Origin of the sequence: Bradyrhizobium sp. cf659, assembly GCF_900113725.1 — a bacterium.
Classification (GTDB): domain Bacteria; phylum Pseudomonadota; class Alphaproteobacteria; order Rhizobiales; family Xanthobacteraceae; genus Bradyrhizobium.
Window position 1 is genome coordinate 1,771,473 of the sequence record NZ_FOQJ01000001.1, and the last position, 20,261, is coordinate 1,791,733.

The 20,261-nt window shown below is 65.4% G+C and carries 16 protein-coding genes and 1 pseudogene; 5 read left to right on the top strand and 12 right to left on the bottom strand.

The window, feature by feature from the left end:
• The first annotated feature begins 119 nt into the window (after positions 1-119).
• Positions 120-1,256, top strand: coding sequence for a GNAT family N-acetyltransferase (locus BM118_RS08580; RefSeq protein ID WP_092183987.1), 1,137 nt, complete (start codon positions 120-122; stop codon positions 1,254-1,256).
• Positions 1,257-1,286: 30 nt separating this feature from the next.
• On the opposite strand, the gene BM118_RS08585 is transcribed toward BM118_RS08580, so the two are convergent.
• On the bottom strand, positions 1,287-2,510 hold the full coding sequence (locus BM118_RS08585; RefSeq protein WP_177234105.1) for an FAD-dependent oxidoreductase: 1,224 nt from the start codon (positions 2,508-2,510) through the stop codon (positions 1,287-1,289).
• 435 nt (positions 2,511-2,945) lie between these two features.
• Here BM118_RS08585 and BM118_RS08590 point away from each other — a divergent pair, with 435 nt between their 5' ends.
• Positions 2,946-4,292, top strand: coding sequence for a lipopolysaccharide biosynthesis protein (locus tag BM118_RS08590; protein ID WP_092183991.1), 1,347 nt, complete (start codon positions 2,946-2,948; stop codon positions 4,290-4,292).
• Here the strand turns inward: BM118_RS08590 and BM118_RS42745 are convergent.
• Both BM118_RS42745 and BM118_RS08595 read right to left on the bottom strand, forming a co-directional pair.
• A pseudogene (locus tag BM118_RS42745) lies at positions 4,291-4,374 on the bottom strand (TadE/TadG family type IV pilus assembly protein); the annotation flags it as partial. The gene BM118_RS08590 and the pseudogene BM118_RS42745 sit on opposite strands and share 2 nt — an antisense overlap.
• A 27-nt stretch (positions 4,375-4,401) precedes the next feature.
• Positions 4,402-6,498 carry a GumC family protein gene (locus BM118_RS08595; protein WP_092183994.1) on the bottom strand — a complete coding sequence of 699 codons (2,097 nt, stop codon included), beginning with the start codon at positions 6,496-6,498 and terminating at the stop codon, positions 4,402-4,404.
• A gap of 278 nt (positions 6,499-6,776) precedes the next feature.
• Between BM118_RS08595 and BM118_RS08600 the strand changes: the two genes are divergently transcribed.
• The 3 genes from BM118_RS08600 to BM118_RS08610 all read left to right on the top strand — a co-directional run bounded on the left by BM118_RS08600 (position 6,777) and on the right by BM118_RS08610 (position 10,527).
• Complete coding sequence (locus BM118_RS08600; RefSeq protein WP_092183996.1) at positions 6,777-7,967, top strand: glycosyltransferase family 4 protein; 1,191 nt, start codon at positions 6,777-6,779, stop codon at positions 7,965-7,967.
• A gap of 29 nt (positions 7,968-7,996) precedes the next feature.
• Positions 7,997-9,532: a glucosamine inositolphosphorylceramide transferase family protein gene (locus BM118_RS08605; protein ID WP_092183998.1), complete on the top strand. Its 1,536-nt coding sequence runs from the start codon at positions 7,997-7,999 to the stop codon at positions 9,530-9,532.
• A 134-nt stretch (positions 9,533-9,666) separates the two neighbouring features.
• A complete protein-coding gene (locus BM118_RS08610; protein WP_092184000.1) occupies positions 9,667-10,527 on the top strand; it encodes an alpha/beta hydrolase in 861 nt (286 codons plus the stop codon).
• Positions 10,528-10,633: 106 nt separating this feature from the next.
• Here BM118_RS08610 and BM118_RS08615 read toward each other — a convergent pair whose 3' ends face one another.
• The 9 genes from BM118_RS08615 to BM118_RS08655 all read right to left on the bottom strand — a co-directional run bounded on the left by BM118_RS08615 (position 10,634) and on the right by BM118_RS08655 (position 20,258).
• Positions 10,634-10,984, bottom strand: a complete 351-nt coding sequence (locus BM118_RS08615) for a Rieske (2Fe-2S) protein (RefSeq protein WP_244550098.1) — start codon at positions 10,982-10,984, stop codon at positions 10,634-10,636.
• Positions 10,977-11,681: an ABC transporter ATP-binding protein gene (locus BM118_RS08620; protein WP_177234106.1), complete on the bottom strand. Its 705-nt coding sequence runs from the start codon at positions 11,679-11,681 to the stop codon at positions 10,977-10,979. Before BM118_RS08620 ends, BM118_RS08615 begins: the two co-directional genes overlap by 8 nt.
• Positions 11,674-12,456: an ABC transporter ATP-binding protein gene (locus BM118_RS08625; protein WP_177234107.1), complete on the bottom strand. Its 783-nt coding sequence runs from the start codon at positions 12,454-12,456 to the stop codon at positions 11,674-11,676. Before BM118_RS08625 ends, BM118_RS08620 begins: the two co-directional genes overlap by 8 nt.
• Positions 12,456-13,502 carry a branched-chain amino acid ABC transporter permease gene (locus BM118_RS08630; protein ID WP_092184008.1) on the bottom strand — a complete coding sequence of 349 codons (1,047 nt, stop codon included), beginning with the start codon at positions 13,500-13,502 and terminating at the stop codon, positions 12,456-12,458. Before BM118_RS08630 ends, BM118_RS08625 begins: the two co-directional genes overlap by 1 nt.
• Positions 13,499-14,371 (bottom strand): branched-chain amino acid ABC transporter permease, encoded by an 873-nt coding sequence (locus BM118_RS08635; protein ID WP_177234108.1) that lies wholly within the window; start codon positions 14,369-14,371, stop codon positions 13,499-13,501. The genes BM118_RS08630 and BM118_RS08635 overlap by 4 nt, the downstream gene beginning before the upstream one ends.
• A gap of 235 nt (positions 14,372-14,606) precedes the next feature.
• Positions 14,607-15,761: an ABC transporter substrate-binding protein gene (locus BM118_RS08640; protein WP_177234109.1), complete on the bottom strand. Its 1,155-nt coding sequence runs from the start codon at positions 15,759-15,761 to the stop codon at positions 14,607-14,609.
• 74 nt (positions 15,762-15,835) lie between these two features.
• Complete coding sequence (locus tag BM118_RS08645) at positions 15,836-17,035, bottom strand: xanthine dehydrogenase family Fe-S subunit (protein WP_092184012.1); 1,200 nt, start codon at positions 17,033-17,035, stop codon at positions 15,836-15,838.
• Positions 17,032-17,868, bottom strand: coding sequence for an FAD binding domain-containing protein (locus BM118_RS08650; RefSeq protein ID WP_092184014.1), 837 nt, complete (start codon positions 17,866-17,868; stop codon positions 17,032-17,034). Before BM118_RS08650 ends, BM118_RS08645 begins: the two co-directional genes overlap by 4 nt.
• Positions 17,865-20,258: a xanthine dehydrogenase family protein molybdopterin-binding subunit gene (locus BM118_RS08655; protein ID WP_092184016.1), complete on the bottom strand. Its 2,394-nt coding sequence runs from the start codon at positions 20,256-20,258 to the stop codon at positions 17,865-17,867. Before BM118_RS08655 ends, BM118_RS08650 begins: the two co-directional genes overlap by 4 nt.
• Positions 20,259-20,261 lie beyond the last annotated feature (3 nt).

The window sequence follows — 20,261 nt, forward strand, 5'->3', positions numbered from 1 at the left end:
AGCTCGGCTCGGTCCATTAATGCAAATCGTACCACTGCGGTATCTCGACCGTCACTCCCCTGCTATAAGCCCTCAGCTCGATCGAGCACTCCCGACTTATCCGGCTTCCCTGGTTACGCATGAACACGCTTGGCAACACGTTCGATATCGCCGTCGAGCCGGCATTCGACTTCCTGTCGCCGGACTATGCCGAGCTGTTCGACCACTCGGCCGCCACCGCGTTCCAGCATCCGCTTTGGCTGCACAGCCTCTACGGCGGGCTTGCGTCCCATGCGGGAGCAACCCCTCTGGTTGTCGTGGTTCGCTACCGCGCGACGGGCGCCCTTGCGATGGTGCTGCCCTTGCTCCGGATCCGGCGCGGTCCGATACGGACCGTCGAATTCGCCGACCTCCGCGTCTCCGACTATCTGGCGCCGGTTTGCGGTCCGATGGTGTTTTCCGAGTTGCTCAGGGATGCGGAGGCGTGCGCCGAGATTCGCCGCCTCGTTCGCCCTTTCGACCTGCTCCGAATGACCAAGCTGCCGGACGGGCGGCTCCCGATCGAGAACCTTCTGGCCGCGCCCCGCCGCGTCGCGATGGACACCAATGCCTACGCAACGGTTCTCGTCGCCCCGTTCGAGCAATGGCGGGCCAGCGCGATGGATCGCTCCTATCAGAAGGAGCTCGCAAAGAAGTACCGACAGCTCCAGAAGAAGGGCGCGCTGAGCTTCTCGTGCTGCAACGACAGCGCCGCCGTCCTCGAGGCGCTGGACGTGATGAGGAAGTTTCGCGGTCCTCGGTTCCAGTCGCAGGGCGACGGAGACCTGCTCCAGCGGCCCGAATATTACGACTTCTATTCCGACATCGCGGTCCGTGGTCTCGGCTCCCTTGCGCGGCTCTATGCCATGAAGATGGATGGCGAGGTGATTGCCGCCGTGCTCGGGTTGCACCACCGCGACAGTTTCCTCGTCATCATGAGCGCCTTCGACATTGCCGGATACAAGAGCCAGTCCCTGGGCGCACTGATGTTCGAGCAGGTGGCGAAGGACTGCATCGAGCGCGGGGATCAGATGCTCGACTTCACGATTGGCGACGAGCCATACAAGAAATTGTTCGGCGGGCAGCCCTCGCCGATGTGGGCGGTCACGCAGGCCGGCAGCACCACCGGCGCGATATCTATGTTCGCATTGAAGCAGGCGCCCTGGCTCAAACTTGCCGCCAAGCGAATTTCGGAGTTCCGGCTCTCGCCAACCCGCACCTCGACGCCGACGCGCTGACCGGCGCGAGGCGCCGGCGGATTGCAGCCCTCAGGCGCGCAGCGCGCTGCGGACATGCGCAAGCCAGCCCGGCCGCATCTGATCGACCCGATGCGTGATGCTGCGCCTCAGGAAGTGCAGCCGTCGCCGCACATCCCAGCTGATATCGTCGCGGGACGTCAGCGCCTGGCGGAAGCGCGCCATCTTCAGTGACTGCTGGTCTGCGGCGATCTTGTCGCGATCGGAATAGAACTCCGATATCTTCTCGATGCCCATCCCTTCGGTCGCGAGCCACCGCGGTGCATATTCGGTGCAGAGGCGCTCGACGTCCACCAGCAGGCGGGCTACGCCCGTTCCGGCAGCGGGACAGTTGGTCTGAAACGCATCGCCGATGAGCACGATTCCGGGCTGGAGGTGTCCTTCGACGACGGACAGGTCCATCACCCAGTTCCGCACCCGGTCCGTCACGCGAAAATCACCGAGGTACGGCTGCAATCCCGGCAGCAGCCGCAGGACTGTCGCTTCCGTGTCGCGACGCAGATCGCGCATGACCGGATCGGTCGGATCGCGGAACATGAAGAGATTGGCCCGCATGCCGGCGGGTACCGGAAACAGGCTGAGATAATCGACGCCGTCGGCAGTGCGCTCGCCGTAACAGGTCAGCGCCTTGAAATCGAACGGCGTGCCGTCCCGGCGCGCGATCGTGAAGCCGAAGGAGACCGAATGGCTTGCGGCCAGCACGCGTCTCCTGATGCCCAGCTTGTAGCCGAGAGCCCCCGCCATGCCCGTCGCCAGAACGACAAGACGTGCATTCAGGCGGCGTCCGGAGGCAAGCTCGAGATGCTGGACGTCGTCGCTGCAGGTGACTGCAGTGACCTCGTCGACGATCAGACTGGACGGATCGGGCATCTGGCCGCGCGCCATGGCAACGAGGCCGGCATAGGGAAGCCCGTAAGCCTGGCCGACGCTGACATCGACCACCTTGCCTTCCCTGACATTGAGCACACGATCGTATGAACAGGCGACGCTCGCGAGGCTGCGGATGAAGCCCAGCCTGCGGAGCATCTCCAGCTGCTGGCCTCCGATCTTTTCGACCCGAAACTCGTCCGGATAGACCGCACGCTTGTCGACCAGCGCGACGCGATGCCCTGCCCGCGCAAGGACAGAAGCCGCAAGCGAACCCGCAAGGCCACCTCCGACAATCGCGATGTCCGCGAACGTCGTCGCGGTCGCAGCTGCGGCGATCGGCTCGGTCACGGTGCTATCCGCCGTCATGGTCCAGGCTCCCACGGTTAACGGTGGTTCCATGTGCAATTATCCCGCCTGATGTCGCATCGCAGGACCGAACGCGATCATTTCCGTCGATCGAGGTTAACGAACCGAAGAATCGCTCCGGCCGGACGATATCCCGGCACGCGTCTTGCTCAGGATGTTCGACAAGGACCGGATCTTCGGCAATGCCACGGTGGAATGCATGGCTGCTTCTCGTCAGAGCGGCATCACGTCGCTTTTCGACAGAGCCGGCCTTTGCTTTATCCGGGACAGGCGGAACGAACGTGTCCCACCGTGACGCAGCGGACGTTTCGCCGACATCGGCCGCGACCAACAGGATTCCAGAGGCCCCCATTAACACTCGCGGTTTTTCACCATGCTAGGCTGTCGCCGCTATCGTAACGCGTATCCCCAGGGGAAAGTCGTCCCGCAGCGTCAATGATCCAATCCATCATCCAGTTCCTGCGGCGCGACGTGACGCGCGGTGTTGTCGGGACCATCCTCCTCAAGGTTGGCAGCGGCGCGCTTGCGTTTGCGTTGTTCTCGCTGGCGGCGCGAACGATGTCGCCTGATGGATTCGGCATCTTTGCGACCTGGCTTTCGGTTGCCCAGATCGCAGCGGTCGTGGGGCTGGTCGGCCAGGAATCGCTTCTGGTGCGATTCCTGAACGAGTATCAGGTCGGAGACAGGCCCGATCTCGTCAAAGGTGTCCTCCTGTCGAGCCTCAGGATCACCGCCACCGCGATGCTGATCGCGATCGCCGCAGTCGCGTTGGCCGCGAGCTTGAGGGGCGATTGGTGGCTGCTGATCCTCGCTGTCTCGGCCTACACTGCGGTGAATGCCGGACTGATGCTCGGCAGCCAGATCGCCCGCTCGCTGGTCAGCATTCTCATGGGCGAAGGCAACCGCGAGTTCTTCTGGCGGGTCATCGTCGTCCTGTTTCTGCTTGCCATGTTGTTCGGCCATCAGCAGCTCGATCCCGCCGAGTTGTTCGCCGTGATAACGATCGCCATGTCGGTGGGCCTGGTCGCGCAGGTCGTTGCCATTGCGCGAGCGCTGCCCGACTTGCGCAGCACGGCGGCGCGTTCCGAGACCTCTCGCTGGAGATCGAGCGCGCTTCATTTCTGGGTCGCGTCGATCCTCGAAGCCGCCAACCAGTATTTCGACGTCATCCTGGTCTACTGGATGCTGGATCCTGCGACCGCCGGAATCTATTTTGCTGCTTCGCGCCTGGCCAACATCTTCGCCATGGTCTCGGCAGCACTGTACAGTTTCGGGGCGCGCCGGCTTCCTTCGCTGTACTTCAGCAAGAACCACCAGGAGTTCGGGCGAACGTTGCAGCTCATGGCGGAAGTGACCGGACTTTGCGTGGCCAGCGGACTTCTCCTGATCTGGATCGGCGGCCCCCAGCTTCTCAACCTGTTCGGGCCCCATTTCGCCGAACAGCACTGGGTCCTGATCGTGCTCGCGATCGGCACGGCGTTCCAGGCGGCGGGCGGTCCATCCGCGGCGATCCTGCAGCTGACCGGCCATGAGCGCGTCTATGTCCCCGTCGTCGCGGCCAACGTGGCACTGCGGCTGGTCGGATTTCTGGTCCTGATTCCCTGGCTCGGCGTACTTGGCGCAGCGATCTCGGCGACGGTGTCGCTGGCGCTCGCGACCATCGCGCTCAACATTCTCTGTCGCCGGCGAACCGGAGTCGATCCTTCAATTCTCGTGCTCTTGCGCTTCTCGGCATCGAAACGCGGCGCCTTCGCGGTCCGCGGTGCCGACTCCGGCGACTAGAGCCTTTCCCGTTCCGATGGAATCGGAACGAAGCTCCAGATTCTTGTTTTGACGCGTTTTCTTTACGCGAACCGGTATCCACTTCGCTCGAAAACGCTCTGGGCGCCGATCAACCGGCCAGGCCCAACACTTCGCCCCGACGGCGCGCCGCCGACGGATCGGCCGGGACGCGATTGATGACGAGCCCGGTCGGCACGCCGCCGAAGCGGGAGAGCGCAGCCATTGCCCTGCGCATTGCAGCGGAATCGACTGCGTCTTCGCAAGCGACCAGGACGACCAGATCGGCGTGAGCGGCCAGCGCCGCCGCCTCCGGCTGCAAGGCCAGCGAGGTGGCATGGACGACGATCAGATCGAACTCCGAACGAATGTCGTCCGCGGGCGATGCCTCGGGCCGCTTGCCGGCGCCCAGAAGCGCATCGACGCTGCGAAAATCCGCCGTGGTCATGCCGTTCGCCTGCCCCTTGGCAAGGCCAGCCCCGGCACCGCCGAGGTCCGGCTCGACCCGGATCAGGACGCTCAGCTTCCCCTTGTTCACCGCCCACCGGTTCAGCGACCGCGCGACGGTGTTGCCGCCGGCCCGCTTGCCGACCGACATCACGAGCGCGACCTTGCCCCGGGCTCCCGGCAACTTCTCCAGCCGGTCGAGCAGCGGGCGCAAATGGGGACCGAGATCGAGCTCAGTCGTCGCGGAGACCGGACCTTGCCAGATGTTTCTGGGCACATCGCTCGGCAGCAGGTCGGGAATGCGGGCCCACACGGGCGGGCGTGGCCACGGCGCGGGCTGGCGCGGAGCCGGATCGGGGGCACGCGTGTCTTCGACGGTCTCGTCCGATCCGCGTCCGGTGGCGGCAACGACCGCCGTCGATGTCAGCAGCGAGCCGATCGCGAGCGCGGCAAGCAGCAAGGGCAGCGGCGGAAGCGTCGAGCGAAGCGGCGGAATGGCGGACGAAGCAATCTTGGTCTGGGAACTCTGCAACAGACGCTGCTCGTTCGTCGTCTTGGAGCGCGAGAGGAACTGTTCGTAGATGTTTCTGTTGGCCTCGGCGTCGCGCTGCAATTCCTGGAGCCGGACCAGGGCCTGACCGTCGACCAGGAGCTGCGATTCAGCCGCCTTCATCTGGCCTTCGAGCGCCTTCTGCTGTTCACGCTGGGCCTCGTATTCCGACTTCGCAGTGTCGATGCCCTTTGTCCGCTCGACCTCGATCTGCCTGTTGAGATCGTTCAGCTGGCTGTAGGACATGACGAGGTCGGGATGGCGATCGCCGAACACCGCCCGCTTCTGCGCGATTTGATCATTGAGCGCCGACCGCTGCGCGCGCAGCGCGCTCAGCAGGTCCTGCTTGACGGGACCCTCGACATTCGCCTTCAGGTCGCGCTGAGCCTGCTCGTATCGCGCTTTCGCCTCTTCGGTCCGGGCGCGCGCGGCGGCAACCTGCTGCGACAGCTCGGTCACGCGCAATTGCTGGGTCGTGGCATCCTTGCCCGCGTTGACGATCCTGTGCTCGAGCTTGAACGTGGCCACGGCGTCCTCTGACGCCCTCAGCCGGTCGTTCAACGTCTTCAGCCGCCCACTGAGCCAGTCGGCCGCCTCGTCGGTCGCCTCGGTGCGGTTGCGCGTCTGACTCGCGACGAACGACTCCGCTATCGCGTTGGCATAATAGGCCGCCCGCTCCGGACGGTTCGAGGTGAAGCGGATGGCGATGACGTAAGTGAGCCCGCGGCGGGAAATATCGAGACGGTTGCGGAATCTCTCGAGCAGGCGCGCGGGGTCGGTGTGTCCCCCGGAAATGTCTTCGTCATCCTGAACCTTGAGCTGCTCGATCAGCGGCTTGAGAAAGCCGTCGGACTTCGCCACTTCAACCAGGCTTTGCAGTGCGGCGCTGTCCTGCCCTATGCCCGGCAGAACGTCCTGATCCGCGGTCACGCGTTGCTCCCGGGGATCGACAACGACCAGCGCGGTCGCCGCAAATCGAACCGGGATCACCAGCAGAACGACGACCCCGAGGGCGAAGATCGCGAGAGCGAGCGTCAGGATGCGGCGAGCATTATCCCGAATGAAGGAGAACGCGCCCGCGGCAGTGAGCACACTGCCAAGACGTGTTGCGGCGCTGCCAGCCTCACCGTTCGACGCATTTTGAGTCTGCCACGACGCGGAGACACCGGTCGATCCGGAACTTGTCGGGTCTGCGCGGCGACCGAACGTCATGGACTTTACTCGGATTCAACTGGCAAGCACTGTTCAGTGGCCTGCTCCACCGTAAATATCTATGGTTAATCCGCGGTTACCCGCCTCCACGCGAGGATGACCAATTGGTTAACGCGTGCACTTCGCTCCGTGCGGAAACCGCCGTCATTCTGATGTGAACGATGCGGTTCCGGCGGCCAGCGCATTAACTCCGTTTATTGCTAGTCGGTGTCCGCCCGAGGCTCGCATGTTAGGTACGGCATCAAGAAGGTGAACGTTTGATTAGCAGGTCGGAATCCGTGCTGCATTACCAGCCAGGCGCAGAACTGGGCGAGGCACCGAAGCTGCCGTCGAGTGCAGCGGCACTCGCAAGTCGGGGCAGCAGCGGACCAAAGCTGCACGTGCTTCTGGTCCAGACGCAGGCCGAGAATGCGGGCGCCCAGGAGATCTCCAGGCTGCTCGGCGCCGGCCTGACCGCGCGCGGCTATCGGGTCACCAATCTGTTCTTCTTCCGCAAATCGGATTCCTTCGACGAGCCGCCCGATACGCTCTACTGCGCATCGAGCCGGCCGGGACATCCGCTGGCCCTGCTGCAAATGCTGCGGACGCTCGGCCGTCACATCAGGACCACTAGGCCCGATGCCGTTCTGACCTTTCAGCATTTCGGCAACGTCATCGGCGCGGGCGTGTCTCGCCTCGTCTGCCGCGCACCCGTCATCGCCAATCAGGTGTCGTCCGCGCTGTCGATGAGCTGGCCGGTCCGCACGGCCGACATCGTCATGGGCAGCCTCGGCTTCTTCGATCGCATCACGCTGAACTCGCTGGACATGCAGCGCGAATATTCGCGCTACCCCGCGGCCTACCGGTCGCGCATGGTGCATGTGCCGCACGGCTTCGACGACAAGGCACTCACTCTGCCGAGGGAAGCTGCGCGAGAGAAGTTCAATCTGCCGACCGACCGCATCCTGCTCGGCTGTGCCGCGAGGCTGCACCCGCACAAGCGGCTCGATGCGGCGATACGCCTCCTGCCGGATCAACCATCCTGGCACCTCGCATTGGCCGGCCAGGGAGTCGACGAGGCCAGGCTGAGGCGGCTGGCGGATGATTTGAACGTATCGGACAGATTGCATCTGCTCGGGGAAATCGCCCCGCGTCAGATGGCCGATTTTCTGGCCTGCCTGGACGTGTTCGTATTTCCGACACAGGCCGAGACCTTCGGCCTCGCCGCGGTCGAGGCCGCAAACGCCGGCGTTCCCTCCGTCGTGACCGATCTTCCCGTCCTGCGCGAGGTGCTGTCCTTCGAGGGAAAGCCGACAGCCCTGTTCGTCGATGCCTCCGATCATACGAAGCTGTCGGCAGCCGTCTCGAAACTCCTGACCGACGAAACCCTGCGCGACGAACTGCGGCAAAACGCCAAAGGCCTGAGGTTGCGGTACTCGGTCGACGCCATGGTGGAAGAATACGTTCGAATTCTCGGCCAGGTCACGTGACCTGATCCGCTGGAATGGATTAGCTCGACATGATCATCGAGTTTCGCTGTGAACGTGAGCATGCGCGGCGGTGGATGCGCCGCGAGACGCTGTCGATCGACGGGCGGGACGTTCCGGTCCAAATCGCCTGGACGACGACGGCGGAGTCACGGCCGGCAGGTCTCGACGCGCTGTTCGAGCTCGAACGCGTGGTGTTGCACAAGGGCAAACCCAGCGGCGCCGACAGGCTGAAGATCATTCCGAAGCGGACGCAGGCCCACACTGGTACGGCCGACGTGATCGTCGATTTTACAAGCGGCGCGCGGGATCGGGATTGTTCGGCTCCGCTGTATCTGCGCCCGCTGTTCAACGGAACGGCGGGGGAAAACGCCGCGCTCGCTGCCATTCTCAGCGGCGAGTTGCCGGTGATCGACATCGTCAACGAGATCGACGGCGCCGTGCTCGATCGCGGTCACCCGTCGGCGGAAATTGCGGCCGGCCTGAGCGGCGCGCTCGAAACGGTCATGGCGCGAACCCTGACCATGGTGGCGGCAATCCTGTCGGGACGGCCGCGAATTCTGCCGCAGCTGGCGCGCCCCGCCGGCGATGCAAGTCGCCGCGGATCCGTTGGCTACGTCGCGCGCGGCCTCGCCGCCTCGATCGCCAAGGAGATCTATCGGCTCTGCTGCTACGCCCCGCATTGGCATATCGGATGGCGCTTCAACGACGGCGCAGGCGTCTGGCAGACGGGAGATCTCTCCGGGCCTCGCTGGAACGTTCTGGGGGATCCCGGAAACCACTTCTACGCCGATCCCTTTCCCATCACCTGGCGCGGACGAACGTTCGTCTTTTTTGAGGATCTGGATCACCGGGTCGGCAAGGGAATCATTTCGGCGATCGAGTTCGGTGACGCTGGGCCAGTCGGCGACGTCGTGCCCGTGCTGGAAGAGCCCTGGCACCTGTCCTATCCGTTCCTGATCGAGGACGATGGCGAGTTGTGGATGATCCCGGAGAGCTCGATCAACGGGGACGTCGCCCTCTACAAATGCGTTCGGTTTCCGGACAAATGGGAACGGCATGCGACGCTGCTCTCGGGTCTCGAGCTCGCCGACGTGACGATCACGCGGCACAACGGCCTGAACTATCTGTTTGGCGCCTGGCGCGACGGAACCGGCGGCTATTCGGATTCGCTTGCGATCTATTACGCCGACCGCCTGCGCGGCCCCTGGCTGCCCCACGCCAGCAACCCGGTCCTGATCGATCGCGCGAGCGCGCGGCCGGCAGGGAATTTCGTGACCATCAATGAAAGACTGTGGCGGCCGGTCCAGAATTGTGCCGACGGATACGGTGCAGCGCTCGCCCTGGCGGAGGTCATCGAACTGTCGCCGACGACGTTCAAGCAGATCGTCCGCCACTCACTGAAGCCGGGACCCGCATGGCCCGGCCGAAAGCTGCACACCCTGAACCGCTGCGGCCGGCTCGAGTTGATCGACGGATCGCGCGTGCAACCCAAGATCCGCGCGTTGACCAGGCAATTTCCTTCAGCCGTTTTGCCTGCGCGAACCCGTCCATCGACCGTCTGCTGAAAAAAGTCCCGCGAACGACGCATCCCTCGCCTGAGCGCGACCGATGTTCAATTCAAGCAGGATTCGTGGCAGACAGGGGCAAGCGGCGCCGATCATGACCACGACGGTACGTCGAATGCCGCCCCGGAGACTCCATGGCAGACGACACACGTTCGGAACATCGGCCCTTCGATCCCCGCACCAAATGGGCGGAATTGTCCCAGGCAGAGCGCGACGCCGCCTATGACAACAATGGCGCCGTCAAGAACAGCGCGGCCCTGATCGCCGAGCGCAACGAAGCTTCGGCGCGGCTGCGAGGCAAGCTGACATCCCATCTCGACCTGCCCTACGGCGAGCGCGCGAACAACAAGATCGACCTCTACCCCGCCGCGCTGCCCGATGCGCCCTGCCTGGTGTTCCTGCATGGCGGCTATTGGCAGCGCAATTCCCGCGAGCTGTTCGCCATGCTCGTCGAAGGCGTCGCCGCACATGGCTGGTCGGTCGCCATTCCCGGCTATTCGCTGGCGCCCGAAGTGTCCCTGACCGACATCGTGGCCGAAATCCCGCGGGCGCTCGACTGGCTCGCCGCGCATGGCGCATCCTATGGCGTCGGCGGACCGGTCGTCCTGTCGGGCTGGTCCGCGGGCGCCCATCTCGTGGCGATGGCGCTGGACCATCCGCGCGTCCATGCCGGGCTTGCGATATCGGGTGTCTACGACCTCATGCCGATCCGCGATACCGGCCTCAACAACGCGCTGAAGCTGACGGACGAGGAAATCGCCACGCTCTCGCCGCTTCGCCTGCCCGTGACGCAGAAGCGGCTCGATATCGCCTATGGCAGCGGCGAGTTGCCGGCCCTGGTGCTGGATTCAATCAACTTCCATGAGAAGCGTGCGGCCGCGAAGGCGCCCGGCAAGCTCATTCCGGTCGCCGGCGCCGACCATTTCACCATCCTCGAGGCGCTTCGTCGCCCTGACGGCAGTCTGGTCGACGCGGCGCGCCGGCTGCTGGACTAAAAAACGCGAAAACAACCCCATGCACAGTAGAACGCCGTTGTTTCCAAATGCAAATCCACGCCGCGGATGGCTTTGACACGTCGGGCAAGACAGGGGCATGACGCCATCATCGCCCCGCTTGCCGCTCCTGCGCCGCGATACAGACTTGCTCTCCCGTGACCTTGACTGGATAGAGCCGCAATGGCGGACTTGGCCAGCCCGCTGTAATTGCCCCGTCGCGCAAATCGAACGACGCCGCATGGCGCGGGCAATACAGCCGCCCCGCCGCCACCTGCCCCAAGCCGAGATCCGCCTGCTCGTGCGGGCACGCGCGTGCGCAGGCGATGACATCGCCCTCGTTCCAGATCACGAGCAGGTCGCGCCCGGCGACGCGGACGATCGTCTCTGCCTTCAGCCGGCTGAGGTCACAGACCGGAATCCACGCCGGCTCGTCCGGACGGACCGCCGGATCATCCACCGAGATAGGCCTTCCGCACATGCTCGTTCTCGATCAGCTCAGAGCCGGCACCGGACAGCACGATGCGGCCGTTCTCGAGCAGATAGGCGTGGTCGCACATCTCCAGCGCGGCGAACGCGTTCTGCTCGACCAGCAGCACCGTGGTGCCGGCATCGCGGATGCCGCGGATGATCGCAAAGGTGCGCTCGACGATGTTGGGGGCAAGGCCGAGCGAGGGCTCGTCGAACATGACCAGCCGCGGCCGCGACATCAGCGCACGCCCGATCGCGAGCATCTGCTGCTCGCCGCCGGACAGCGTGCCCGCCGCCTGCCGGCGCCGCTCGGCGAGCCGCGGAAATTCCGTGTAGATGCGATCGCGATCGGCTGCGATCTCGCCTGAACCACGACGGAGGTAAGCCCCCATGTCGAGATTTTCCTCGACGCTCATATGCGGAAACACGCGCCGCCCTTCCGGACAATGTGCGATCCCGCTCGCCAGCACACGCGGGGGCCTCGCCCCGGTGATGTCGATGCCCTCGAACCGCATCTGCCCGGAGCGCGGTGGCACGAGGCCGGAAATCGCGCGCAGCGTCGTGCTCTTGCCGGCGCCGTTGGCGCCGATCAGCGCCACCAATTGCCCGGCCTTCACGTCGAGCGAGATGCCGCGCAGTGCGGTGACGCCACCATAGCCGCACACCATGTCGCGGATCTCAAGCACGCCCCGCTCCATGTCCGAGATAGGCCTCGATCACGGCGGGATCGTTGCGGATCACGTCCGGTGTCCCCTCGGCGATGATGCGGCCGTAGTTGAGCACCACGATGCGATCCGAGACCGTCATCACCATCGGCATGTCGTGCTCGACCAGCAGGATCGTGATGCCGCGATCGCGGATGCTGCGGATGAGCTCGACAAACCGGTGCGTCTCCGAGGCATTCATGCCCGAGACGGGTTCGTCGAGCAGCAGCATCGAGGGTTCCGCAGCGAGCGCCAGCGCGACACCGACCAGACGCTGCTCGCCGTAGGAGAGCGACCCGGCCGCATCGTGGGCACGGCGTTCGAGACCGACCCATTCGATCAGCTCGCTCGCCCGTTGTCGCAGCTTGCGCTCCGAGGCGCGCGCCCCCGGCAGGCCAAGGATGGCGTCAAGCAGCCGGACCCGGCCCTGGCGGTGCAGTCCGATCAGGAGATTGTCGTAGACGGTGTCGTTGGGAAACACGCTGGTGCGCTGGAAGGTGCGGATCAGGCCGAGGTCCGCGATCTGATGTGGCTTCAATCCGTTGAGCGCGGTGTCACGATAGGTGACACGCCCTGCACTCGGCTCCAGAAAGCCGGTCATGACGTTGAAGGCGGTGGTCTTGCCGGCGCCGTTCGGTCCGATCAGGCTGACGATCTCGCCTTCGCCCACGGTGAAGCTCATGTCGGAGATCGCGACGAGCCCGCCGAAGCGGACCGCGACCTGCTCGATCGTCATGGCAACGCTGCGCGCCGTCATCACGCACGCTCCTTGACGGCTGTCTCGGCAAGGGCCACCGGCGCCAGTGCCGTCGCCCTGCTCCGTCTCCTCGCCAACCGCTGCGCGAGCGACGGCACGATGCCGCGCGGCAGCACGAACAGGATGGCGATCAGCACGCCGCCATAGGCGATCCACTGCGCCTCCGGCGCCATGACCGGACGCAGCGCGACTGGCAGCAGCCCGAAGATCAGGCCACCGACGACGGGACCGGCCAGCGAACCCTTGCCGCCGCTGATGACCATGATGACCATGGTGACGGTGTTGATGAAGGCAAACACTTCGGGATCGATGATCCGGATGTAGTGCGCATAAAGGCTGCCGGCGGCGCCAGCGATCGCGGCCGAGATCACCGCCGCCAGCGTCAGCGTCTTGGTCACGTCGATGCCGACGGAGACGGCGAGCGTCTCATTCTCCATCAATCCGCGCATGGCGCGGCCGAAATGGGAACGAACGAGGCGCGCGATCAGGAGATAGGCGATGAGCGCCACGACCAGCACGAGATAGTAGTTCTGCAGCTTGGTGCGCAGCGTCAGCTCACCGAGGCCGGGCAACGGCAGCGCGATGGAGGGAATGTTGGTCAGTGCCAGCGGACCTTGCGTCAGCTCGACCCAGTTCAACGCCACCAGCCGGACGACCTCGGCAAACGAGATCGTGACAATGACGAAATAGGCGCCGCGGACGCGGAATGACAGCAGCCCGACGAAATAGCCGCACAATCCGGCGATGACGATCGCGAGCACGAATCCCACGATCGGCGGCCAGGGCGCGTGAACCAGACGAAAGCCTCCGGGCAGGCCGACGTCGAAGCCGAGCGATGTCAGCGCACTGACATAGGCGCCGATGCCGAAGAAGGCGATGTGGCCGAGGCTGAGCTGGCCGGTGAAGCCGAGCAGCAGATTGAGGCTCATCGCGCCGATGACGAAGATACCGGTCGTGATCAGCGCGTTCAGCAAATAGGGATCGCGCAGCCAGAGCGGCACCGAGGCAAGGGCTGCAACGGCGAGAATGGTGAGGGCTATTCTCATCCGACGCGCTCCGCGCGTGCGAACAGGCCGGTCGGCTTGAAGATCAGAACCGCGATGATGATCACAAAGCCCATCGCGTCGCGATAGCCGGACGAAACATAGCCCGCGCCAAGCTCCTCGGCGAGCGCCAGGATGAAGCCGCCGATCACCGCGCCCGTGATGTTGCCGAGACCGCCGAGGATGACGATGGCGAAGGCCTTGACGGCGGCGAGATCGCCCATTTGCGGGAAGATCACATAGACCGGCCCGAGCAGGGCGCCCGCGGCGGCGGCAAGGCTGGAGCCGATCGCGAAGGTCGAGGTGTAGATCATGTCGACATTGACGCCCATCAGCGAGGCCGTGTCGTGGTCCTGGAACGTTGCCCGCATCGCGCGGCCGAGGCTTGTCCTGTTGATCAGCAGGTACGTCACCAGGATCAGCAGTGCCGCGGCGGCAAGCACGAACAGCCGCAGCCAGGACACGGAGACAGGTCCGAGCACCAGCGGTGCCTCGGGAAACGGCGTCGCCACCGATTTGGCGACGCCGCCCCAGATCCACAGCGTGCCCGATTGCATCGCGATCCAGGCGCCGATCATGACCAGCATCGTGGTGTCGATGTCGGAGCCGCGCAGGGGCCGCAGCAATGTCAATTCGATAGCCGCCCCCAATAGCCAGCCGGCCAGCACGGCGACGGGCAACGCCAGGAAGAAGTTCAGCCCGATCTGCTGCACCACGATGAACATGACGTAGGCGCCGAACGTGTAGAGCACACCATGCGTGAAATTCACCACGTTCATGATGCCGAAGATCAACGTCAGCCCGATCCCGAGCAGCGCATAGGTGCCGCCGAGCACGAGCATGTTGACCAGGTGCTGGAGAAACTCGCTCAAGGCTGTTCCCGAATGACTCGTAGTAAGATAGGGCTATTGCACACGACAGCGGGAGGCTGCCGGATGAGTTCGGCCTGCATGGTTCGAGACGCCCGCTTTGGCGGGCTCCTCACCATGAGGGTCTAATATCTCGCCGCAAAACGCGACCTCATCCTGAGGGCCCGCCGTAGGCGGGCGTCTCGAAGGATGGGCCGCGGGCACACTGCCCGCCGCCCTCGCCTGTGACTGGCCGACATTAGAGCGTCTTCATCTCGACCTTGCCGTCGTTGATCTCGATGAGATAGACGTTCGGCTGGCTCTGCCCGCTCTCCTTGCCCTCGGGGCCGGACTTGCGGAACACGATGTCGCCGTTGAGCCCCTTGATGTTGATGTCCCAGAACGCCGCCTTGATCGCAGCCGGCTCGGCCTTGCCCGCCTTCTCGATCGCGGCCGCCGCGGTGCGGATGCCGTCATAGCCACGAAAGCTTTCGGTGCAGCCGGCGAACTCGAAACCGCGCTTCTTCCATTCCGTGATGAAGTAGTTGGTTGCCTCGGGGTTCGGCGTCTTGTCCGGGAACCAAGGCAGGAAGGTCGTCAGATGCATGGTGCCGTTGGCGGCGGCTCCCGCCTGGGCGATGATCTGGTCGGGGTTCTGCGAGCCGCCAGTGGTGATGATGCGCTTCTTCAGGCCGAGCGCAGCGGCCTGCTTGAAGATCAGCGTCAGCTGGTCGACCGCGGTCGTGACGATGACCGTCTCGGAATCCGAGCTCTTGATCTTGGAGAGCTGGGCGCTCATGTCCTGCGCGCCCTGGTCCATGGTCTCGACGAGGCCGATGGTGATGCCCTTGTCCTTCATCATCTTGCTGAAGTCCTCGGCGGTGCCGCGGCCCCAGTCGTTGTTGATGACGAGGAAGTCGACCTTCTTCAGCGCGAGCTTGTCGACGATGCCCTTGAACGCCGCGGCCTCGACCGCCGAGGGCGGCGAGATGCGGAAGATGAAGGGATTTCCCGTCGTCGTGATCTTGCCCGAGGACGAGGTCTCCACCACCATCGGCGTCTCGTATTCCATCAGCTTCGGCATCACCGCGAGCGTCAGGCTCGAGCCCCAGGCGCCCATCAGGACCGGCACCTTGTCGCTGGTGATGAGCTTTTCGGCGACGGCGGCCGCTTCGGTCGGGTTGCTCTTGTTGTCCTCGATCACGAGCTCGATCTTCTTGCCCAGGATGCCGCCCTTGGCGTTGATCTCGTCGGCGGCGATCTTGGCGCCATTGACGACGTAGGTGCCGGATGCCGCGAACGCGCCGGTGAGCGGTTCGTTGACACCGATCTTGATGGTCTGCGCCCCTGCCGTGCCGCCGACCAAGGCCGTCGCCAGCGCGATGGCCGGAACCAGTCCGAGTGCTCGTGTCATGTTGTCTCTCCAAATCCCACGCTGTTGATGTCTAGCAGTCCAGGCTTCGTCACTCTGCGGCGCGAGCGCGCCGGTCATTCCGCTCCACCTTTTCCGGTGAAGACGCGGCCAAGGATGCGCGCGAGCCGGGCGCGCACAACGTCTGATGCAAGCGACCAGAAGCTGAGCTCCGCCGGGGCCGCCTGCCCCGACGGCGCGCCCGCCATGTGGCGGTCGAGATTTGCCGCGAACTCCGCAACCAGGCGCCTGGCGAGATCCCGCACCAGGCCGGGACGGCCGACCTGCGCCAGCATGCCCGTGAGCGTGTAGCCGATCGACAGTTCGACGGCGGTCGCCGCGCCGTCATCGAGCGGGATCAGGCGATAACGGATTTCGCCCTGTGTCGCCGAATGACTGCGCTGGTCGGTGCCGATGCCATTGATGCGGCCGGAGAGTGTCGCGGGATCGCGTTCGACGCGCGCGGCCCCCTCGAAGCTTGCTGCGATCGGCCCGAGCCTGACCCGGATCACGCCTTCGACGCGCTCGGGCCTTGGCGGCGCCGTCAGCGATACGCCGGGAAGGCAGGCCGCGATGCCGGCGATATCGTCGAACATCGCAAAGACCTTTGCCGGCGGGTGCTGCAGCGTGAAGCGCTGATCGAGAACGGTCGCCGGGGTGAAGTCGGGAATGGTGCTTGCTGCGGCGCGGTTTGATGCCGCGGCCACCGCCTGCCGCGCAGGCCGAGGCTCGCTTCGGCCTGACGTAGCTCGCCCCGATCCGGCGGGGCCGAGACTGGTCCGGCCGCCATCGGCCTGCGGCGCGATGTTGCGCGCGCGCCTCGCTTCGATCACGGACTGCACCGCCCGCACGATCCCGACATAGCCGGTGCAGCGGCAGAGATTGCCGCTGAGGCCAACGCGAATGCGCCGCTCGTCGGCGTCCGGCAGACGCAGCACCAGGTCGCGCGCCGAAACCAGCATGCCGGGCGTGCAATAGCCGCATTGAAGCGCATGCTCCCGGGTGAAGGCCGCGCGCAGCTCGGTCGTGACCTCGTCCTTGTCGAGACCCTCGATCGTGGTGATGTCGGCGCCCTCGCAGGCCACCGCATAGGTGATGCAGGAGCGCGCCGGCACGCCGTCGAGCAGCACGGTGCAGGCACCGCAAACGCCGTGCTCGCAGCCGAGATGCGTGCCGGTCAGGTCGAGTTTGTCGCGCACGAAATCGGCAAGGCTGGTGCGCGGCTCGGCCGATACCTCCACCGCACGGCGATTGACATGAAGCGCGATCGTGTTCATGCGGCGGCCTCCAGGACGGCGCGCTTCAACACGCTGACATGGATATGGCGCTGCGCGGCATCGTCGATGCCGGCGTTCATCAGAAGAGTGTCGGCGACCCTGATGTCGAAACGCTGCTTGTAGTCGGCCGCAATCCGGCCGCCGAACAGCTCCGCCGCATCGGCCACGACGATCGGCACTGTATCGATCGCGCCGATCACGACGCGCGCCGAGGCGGCGGCGGGATCGACAAGGACCGCGCCAATGGCATGGGCGAACTCGCCGGTCTTGCGGCAGCTCTTGGCATAGCCCCAATGCGCCGAGACGGCGCGGGCCGGCACATGGATCGCCTCGACGATTTCGCCGGCGTGCAGCGCCGATTCCAGCGCGCCGACGACGAAGGCCTCGATCGCCATCGAGCGCGCACCGGCAAGACTGCGCAGCGTGACGCGCGCACCCAAGGCCGCGAGCGCGGAAACCCAGTCCGCGGCGGGATCGGCATGGCTGAGCGAGCCGCCGATCGTGCCGCGGTTGCGCACGGCGCGATAGGCGATGTTGGCCGCGACACCGCGCATGGCGCCGCGGGTCACGTCGGCCGTGCGCCCATCCTCGATGTCGGCATGCGTCACCAGGGCCCCGAGCACCAGTTCGCCGCCGGAAAGCCCGGCCTGCTTGAGCTCGGCAAGGCCGGAGATGTCGACGATCAGCTCCGGCTGCACCAGCCGCAGATTGAGCATGGGCCCGAGCGACTGGCCACCGGCGATGATCTTCGCCGATCCGCCTGCCGCTGCCAGCATCGACAGTGCCGAATTGAGATCGCGCGGGCGCTCGTAGCTGAACGGCGCCGGCTTCATGCCGCGCTCCGTTCGGCCGCGCGCGCGGCCAGCACGGCTGCGACGACACGATGCGGCGTGATTGGCGACTGCATCAGCTCGACACCGAGCGGGCGCAGCGCGTCGTTGACGGCATTGGCGATCGCGGCGGGCGGCGCAATCGCACCGCCCTCGCCGATGCCCTTCACGCCGAACTGCGTGTAGGGCGACGGCGTCTCCATGTGATCGAGACGCGCCGCCGGGACCTCGGTCGCGCCGGGCAGCAGATAGTCGGCGAGCGTCGTCGCCAGCGGCTGGCCGGAGGCATCGAACGGCATTTCCTCGTAGAGCGCGGTGCCGATGCCCTGGGCGAGGCCGCCATAGATCTGGCCGTCAACCACCATCGGGTTGACCAGCACCCCGCCGTCCTCGACGATCACGTAGTCGAGGATCTCGACCTCGCCGACATCAGGGTCGACCGCGACGACGGCCGCATGCGCGGCGTAGCTGAACGTCCCGCTGTCGCGCACGGGCTTGTAACCTTGCGTCACCTCGAGCCCGCCGGAATCGACGTCAACAGGCAGATCCTGCGGGCGACGATACCAGGTGTGAGCAATCGCCTTCAGGCTGACGCTGCCATTGACGCCGCGCACCTCGCCATTCTGCAGGACGACCGAAGCCGGATCGTGCTGCAGCAGTTTGGCACCAATGCGCCTTGCGCGTTCGCCGAGCTCGCGGCAGGCCGTGGCCACCGCACCGCCGGCCATGACCATCGAGCGCGAACCCCAGGTGCCCGTCGAATAGGGCGTCATCGCGGTATCGCCGAGGATGATGCGGATTTTTGCGACGTCTATCCCCAGCATTTCATGCGCGACCTGGGCGAGCGTCGTTTCCATGCCCTGCCCGTGCGAATGCACGCCGACGCGCAGCTCGAGGCCGCCGTCCGGCGTCAGCCGCGCCGATGCCTGCTCATGGCCCGGCACCATCGGGATGCCCCAGCCGGAATAGACCGAGGTGCCGTGCGCCGCCTGCTCGCAATAGATGGAGACGCCGACGCCGATGCGGCGGCCGTCAGCCCCGCCCCGGCTTTGCCTCGCGCGAATAGCCTCGACGTCGATCGCGGCGAGCGCGCGCCGCATCGCCTCCGGATAGTCGCCGCTGTCAAAATGCTTCTTAGTAATGTTGTCGAACGGCATCTGCTCCGGCTGCACCAGATTGCGCAGCCGCACGTCGCCGGGCTCGAGCCCGGCTTCGGCCGCCACGAGGTCGAGCATCAACTCCAGCGCAAAGCAGACACCGGTGCGGGCGACGCCGCGATACGGCAGGATCGGACATTTGTTGGTTGCAACCGAGAAGGTGCGGCAACGATAGGCCGGCATCTTGTAGGGACCGGGCAGGATGCTTGCGACCTGCGCGGCTTCGAGACAGGCGGAGAACGGATAGGACGAGTAGGCGCCGGAATCGACCGTCGCCTCACAATCGATGCCGCGCAACGTCCCGTCGCTGTTAGCATAGACCGTGATCTTGTAATGATGCTCGCGGCAATTGGAGCTGGCGACGAGATGCTCGCGGCGATCCTCAGTCCAGCGCACGGGATGGCCGCAGCGCATCGTCAGCCAGGACAGGCAGACCTCCTCGGGCAGCAAAATCCCCTTATGCCCGAAGCCGCCACCGACGTCGGGCGAGATGACGCGGATCTGGCCCTCCTCCATGCCGAGGCATTCGGCAAGACCGCTGCGCGTGATATGCGGCATCTGGGCGGCCGAATGCAGCGTGAGCTGATCGAGTCTGGAATCGAAGGTCGCAACCACGCCGCGGCCTTCGAGCGGCGACATGCACTGCCGCGCGGTCGAAATCTCCCGCGTCACCTTGATCGGCGCGTCGAGCGCGGCGGAGATGTCGACCTCGTAATTGGTCTCCAGGAAGACGTTGTCGCCCCAATGCTCGTGCACCAGCACCGCGCCCGGCTCGCGCGCTTTCAGCATGTCGGTGATCGCGGGCAGCTCCTCCAGATCCAGCGTCACGGAGGCCGCGATGTCCTCCGCCTCGGCCCGCGTCGGCGCGAGACACATGGCGACGAGCTCGCCGACCTGGCGCACCTTGCCGGTGGCGAGCACGGGCTGCTCCGAGATCTTGAAACCCGGAAGCCCCGAGACCGCGCGGATCGGTTTGATGCCGACGAGATCCGCTGCCGTGAAGACGCTGCCACGATGACGCTCGGGCACGTGGATACCGCGGATGCGTGCATGCGCCAGCGGGCTGCGCACAAAGGCGACGTCCTGAAGACCCGCAAGCCTGATGTCGGCGACGAACTGGCCGCGGCCGCGCATCAGGCGATCATCCTCCTTCCGCGGCAGCCGTGCGCCCACGCCCTGCCCGGATCTGCCTGAAGGAAACTCTCGCTCGTTGCGCAACTCCGCGTTCTCCTTCACCGC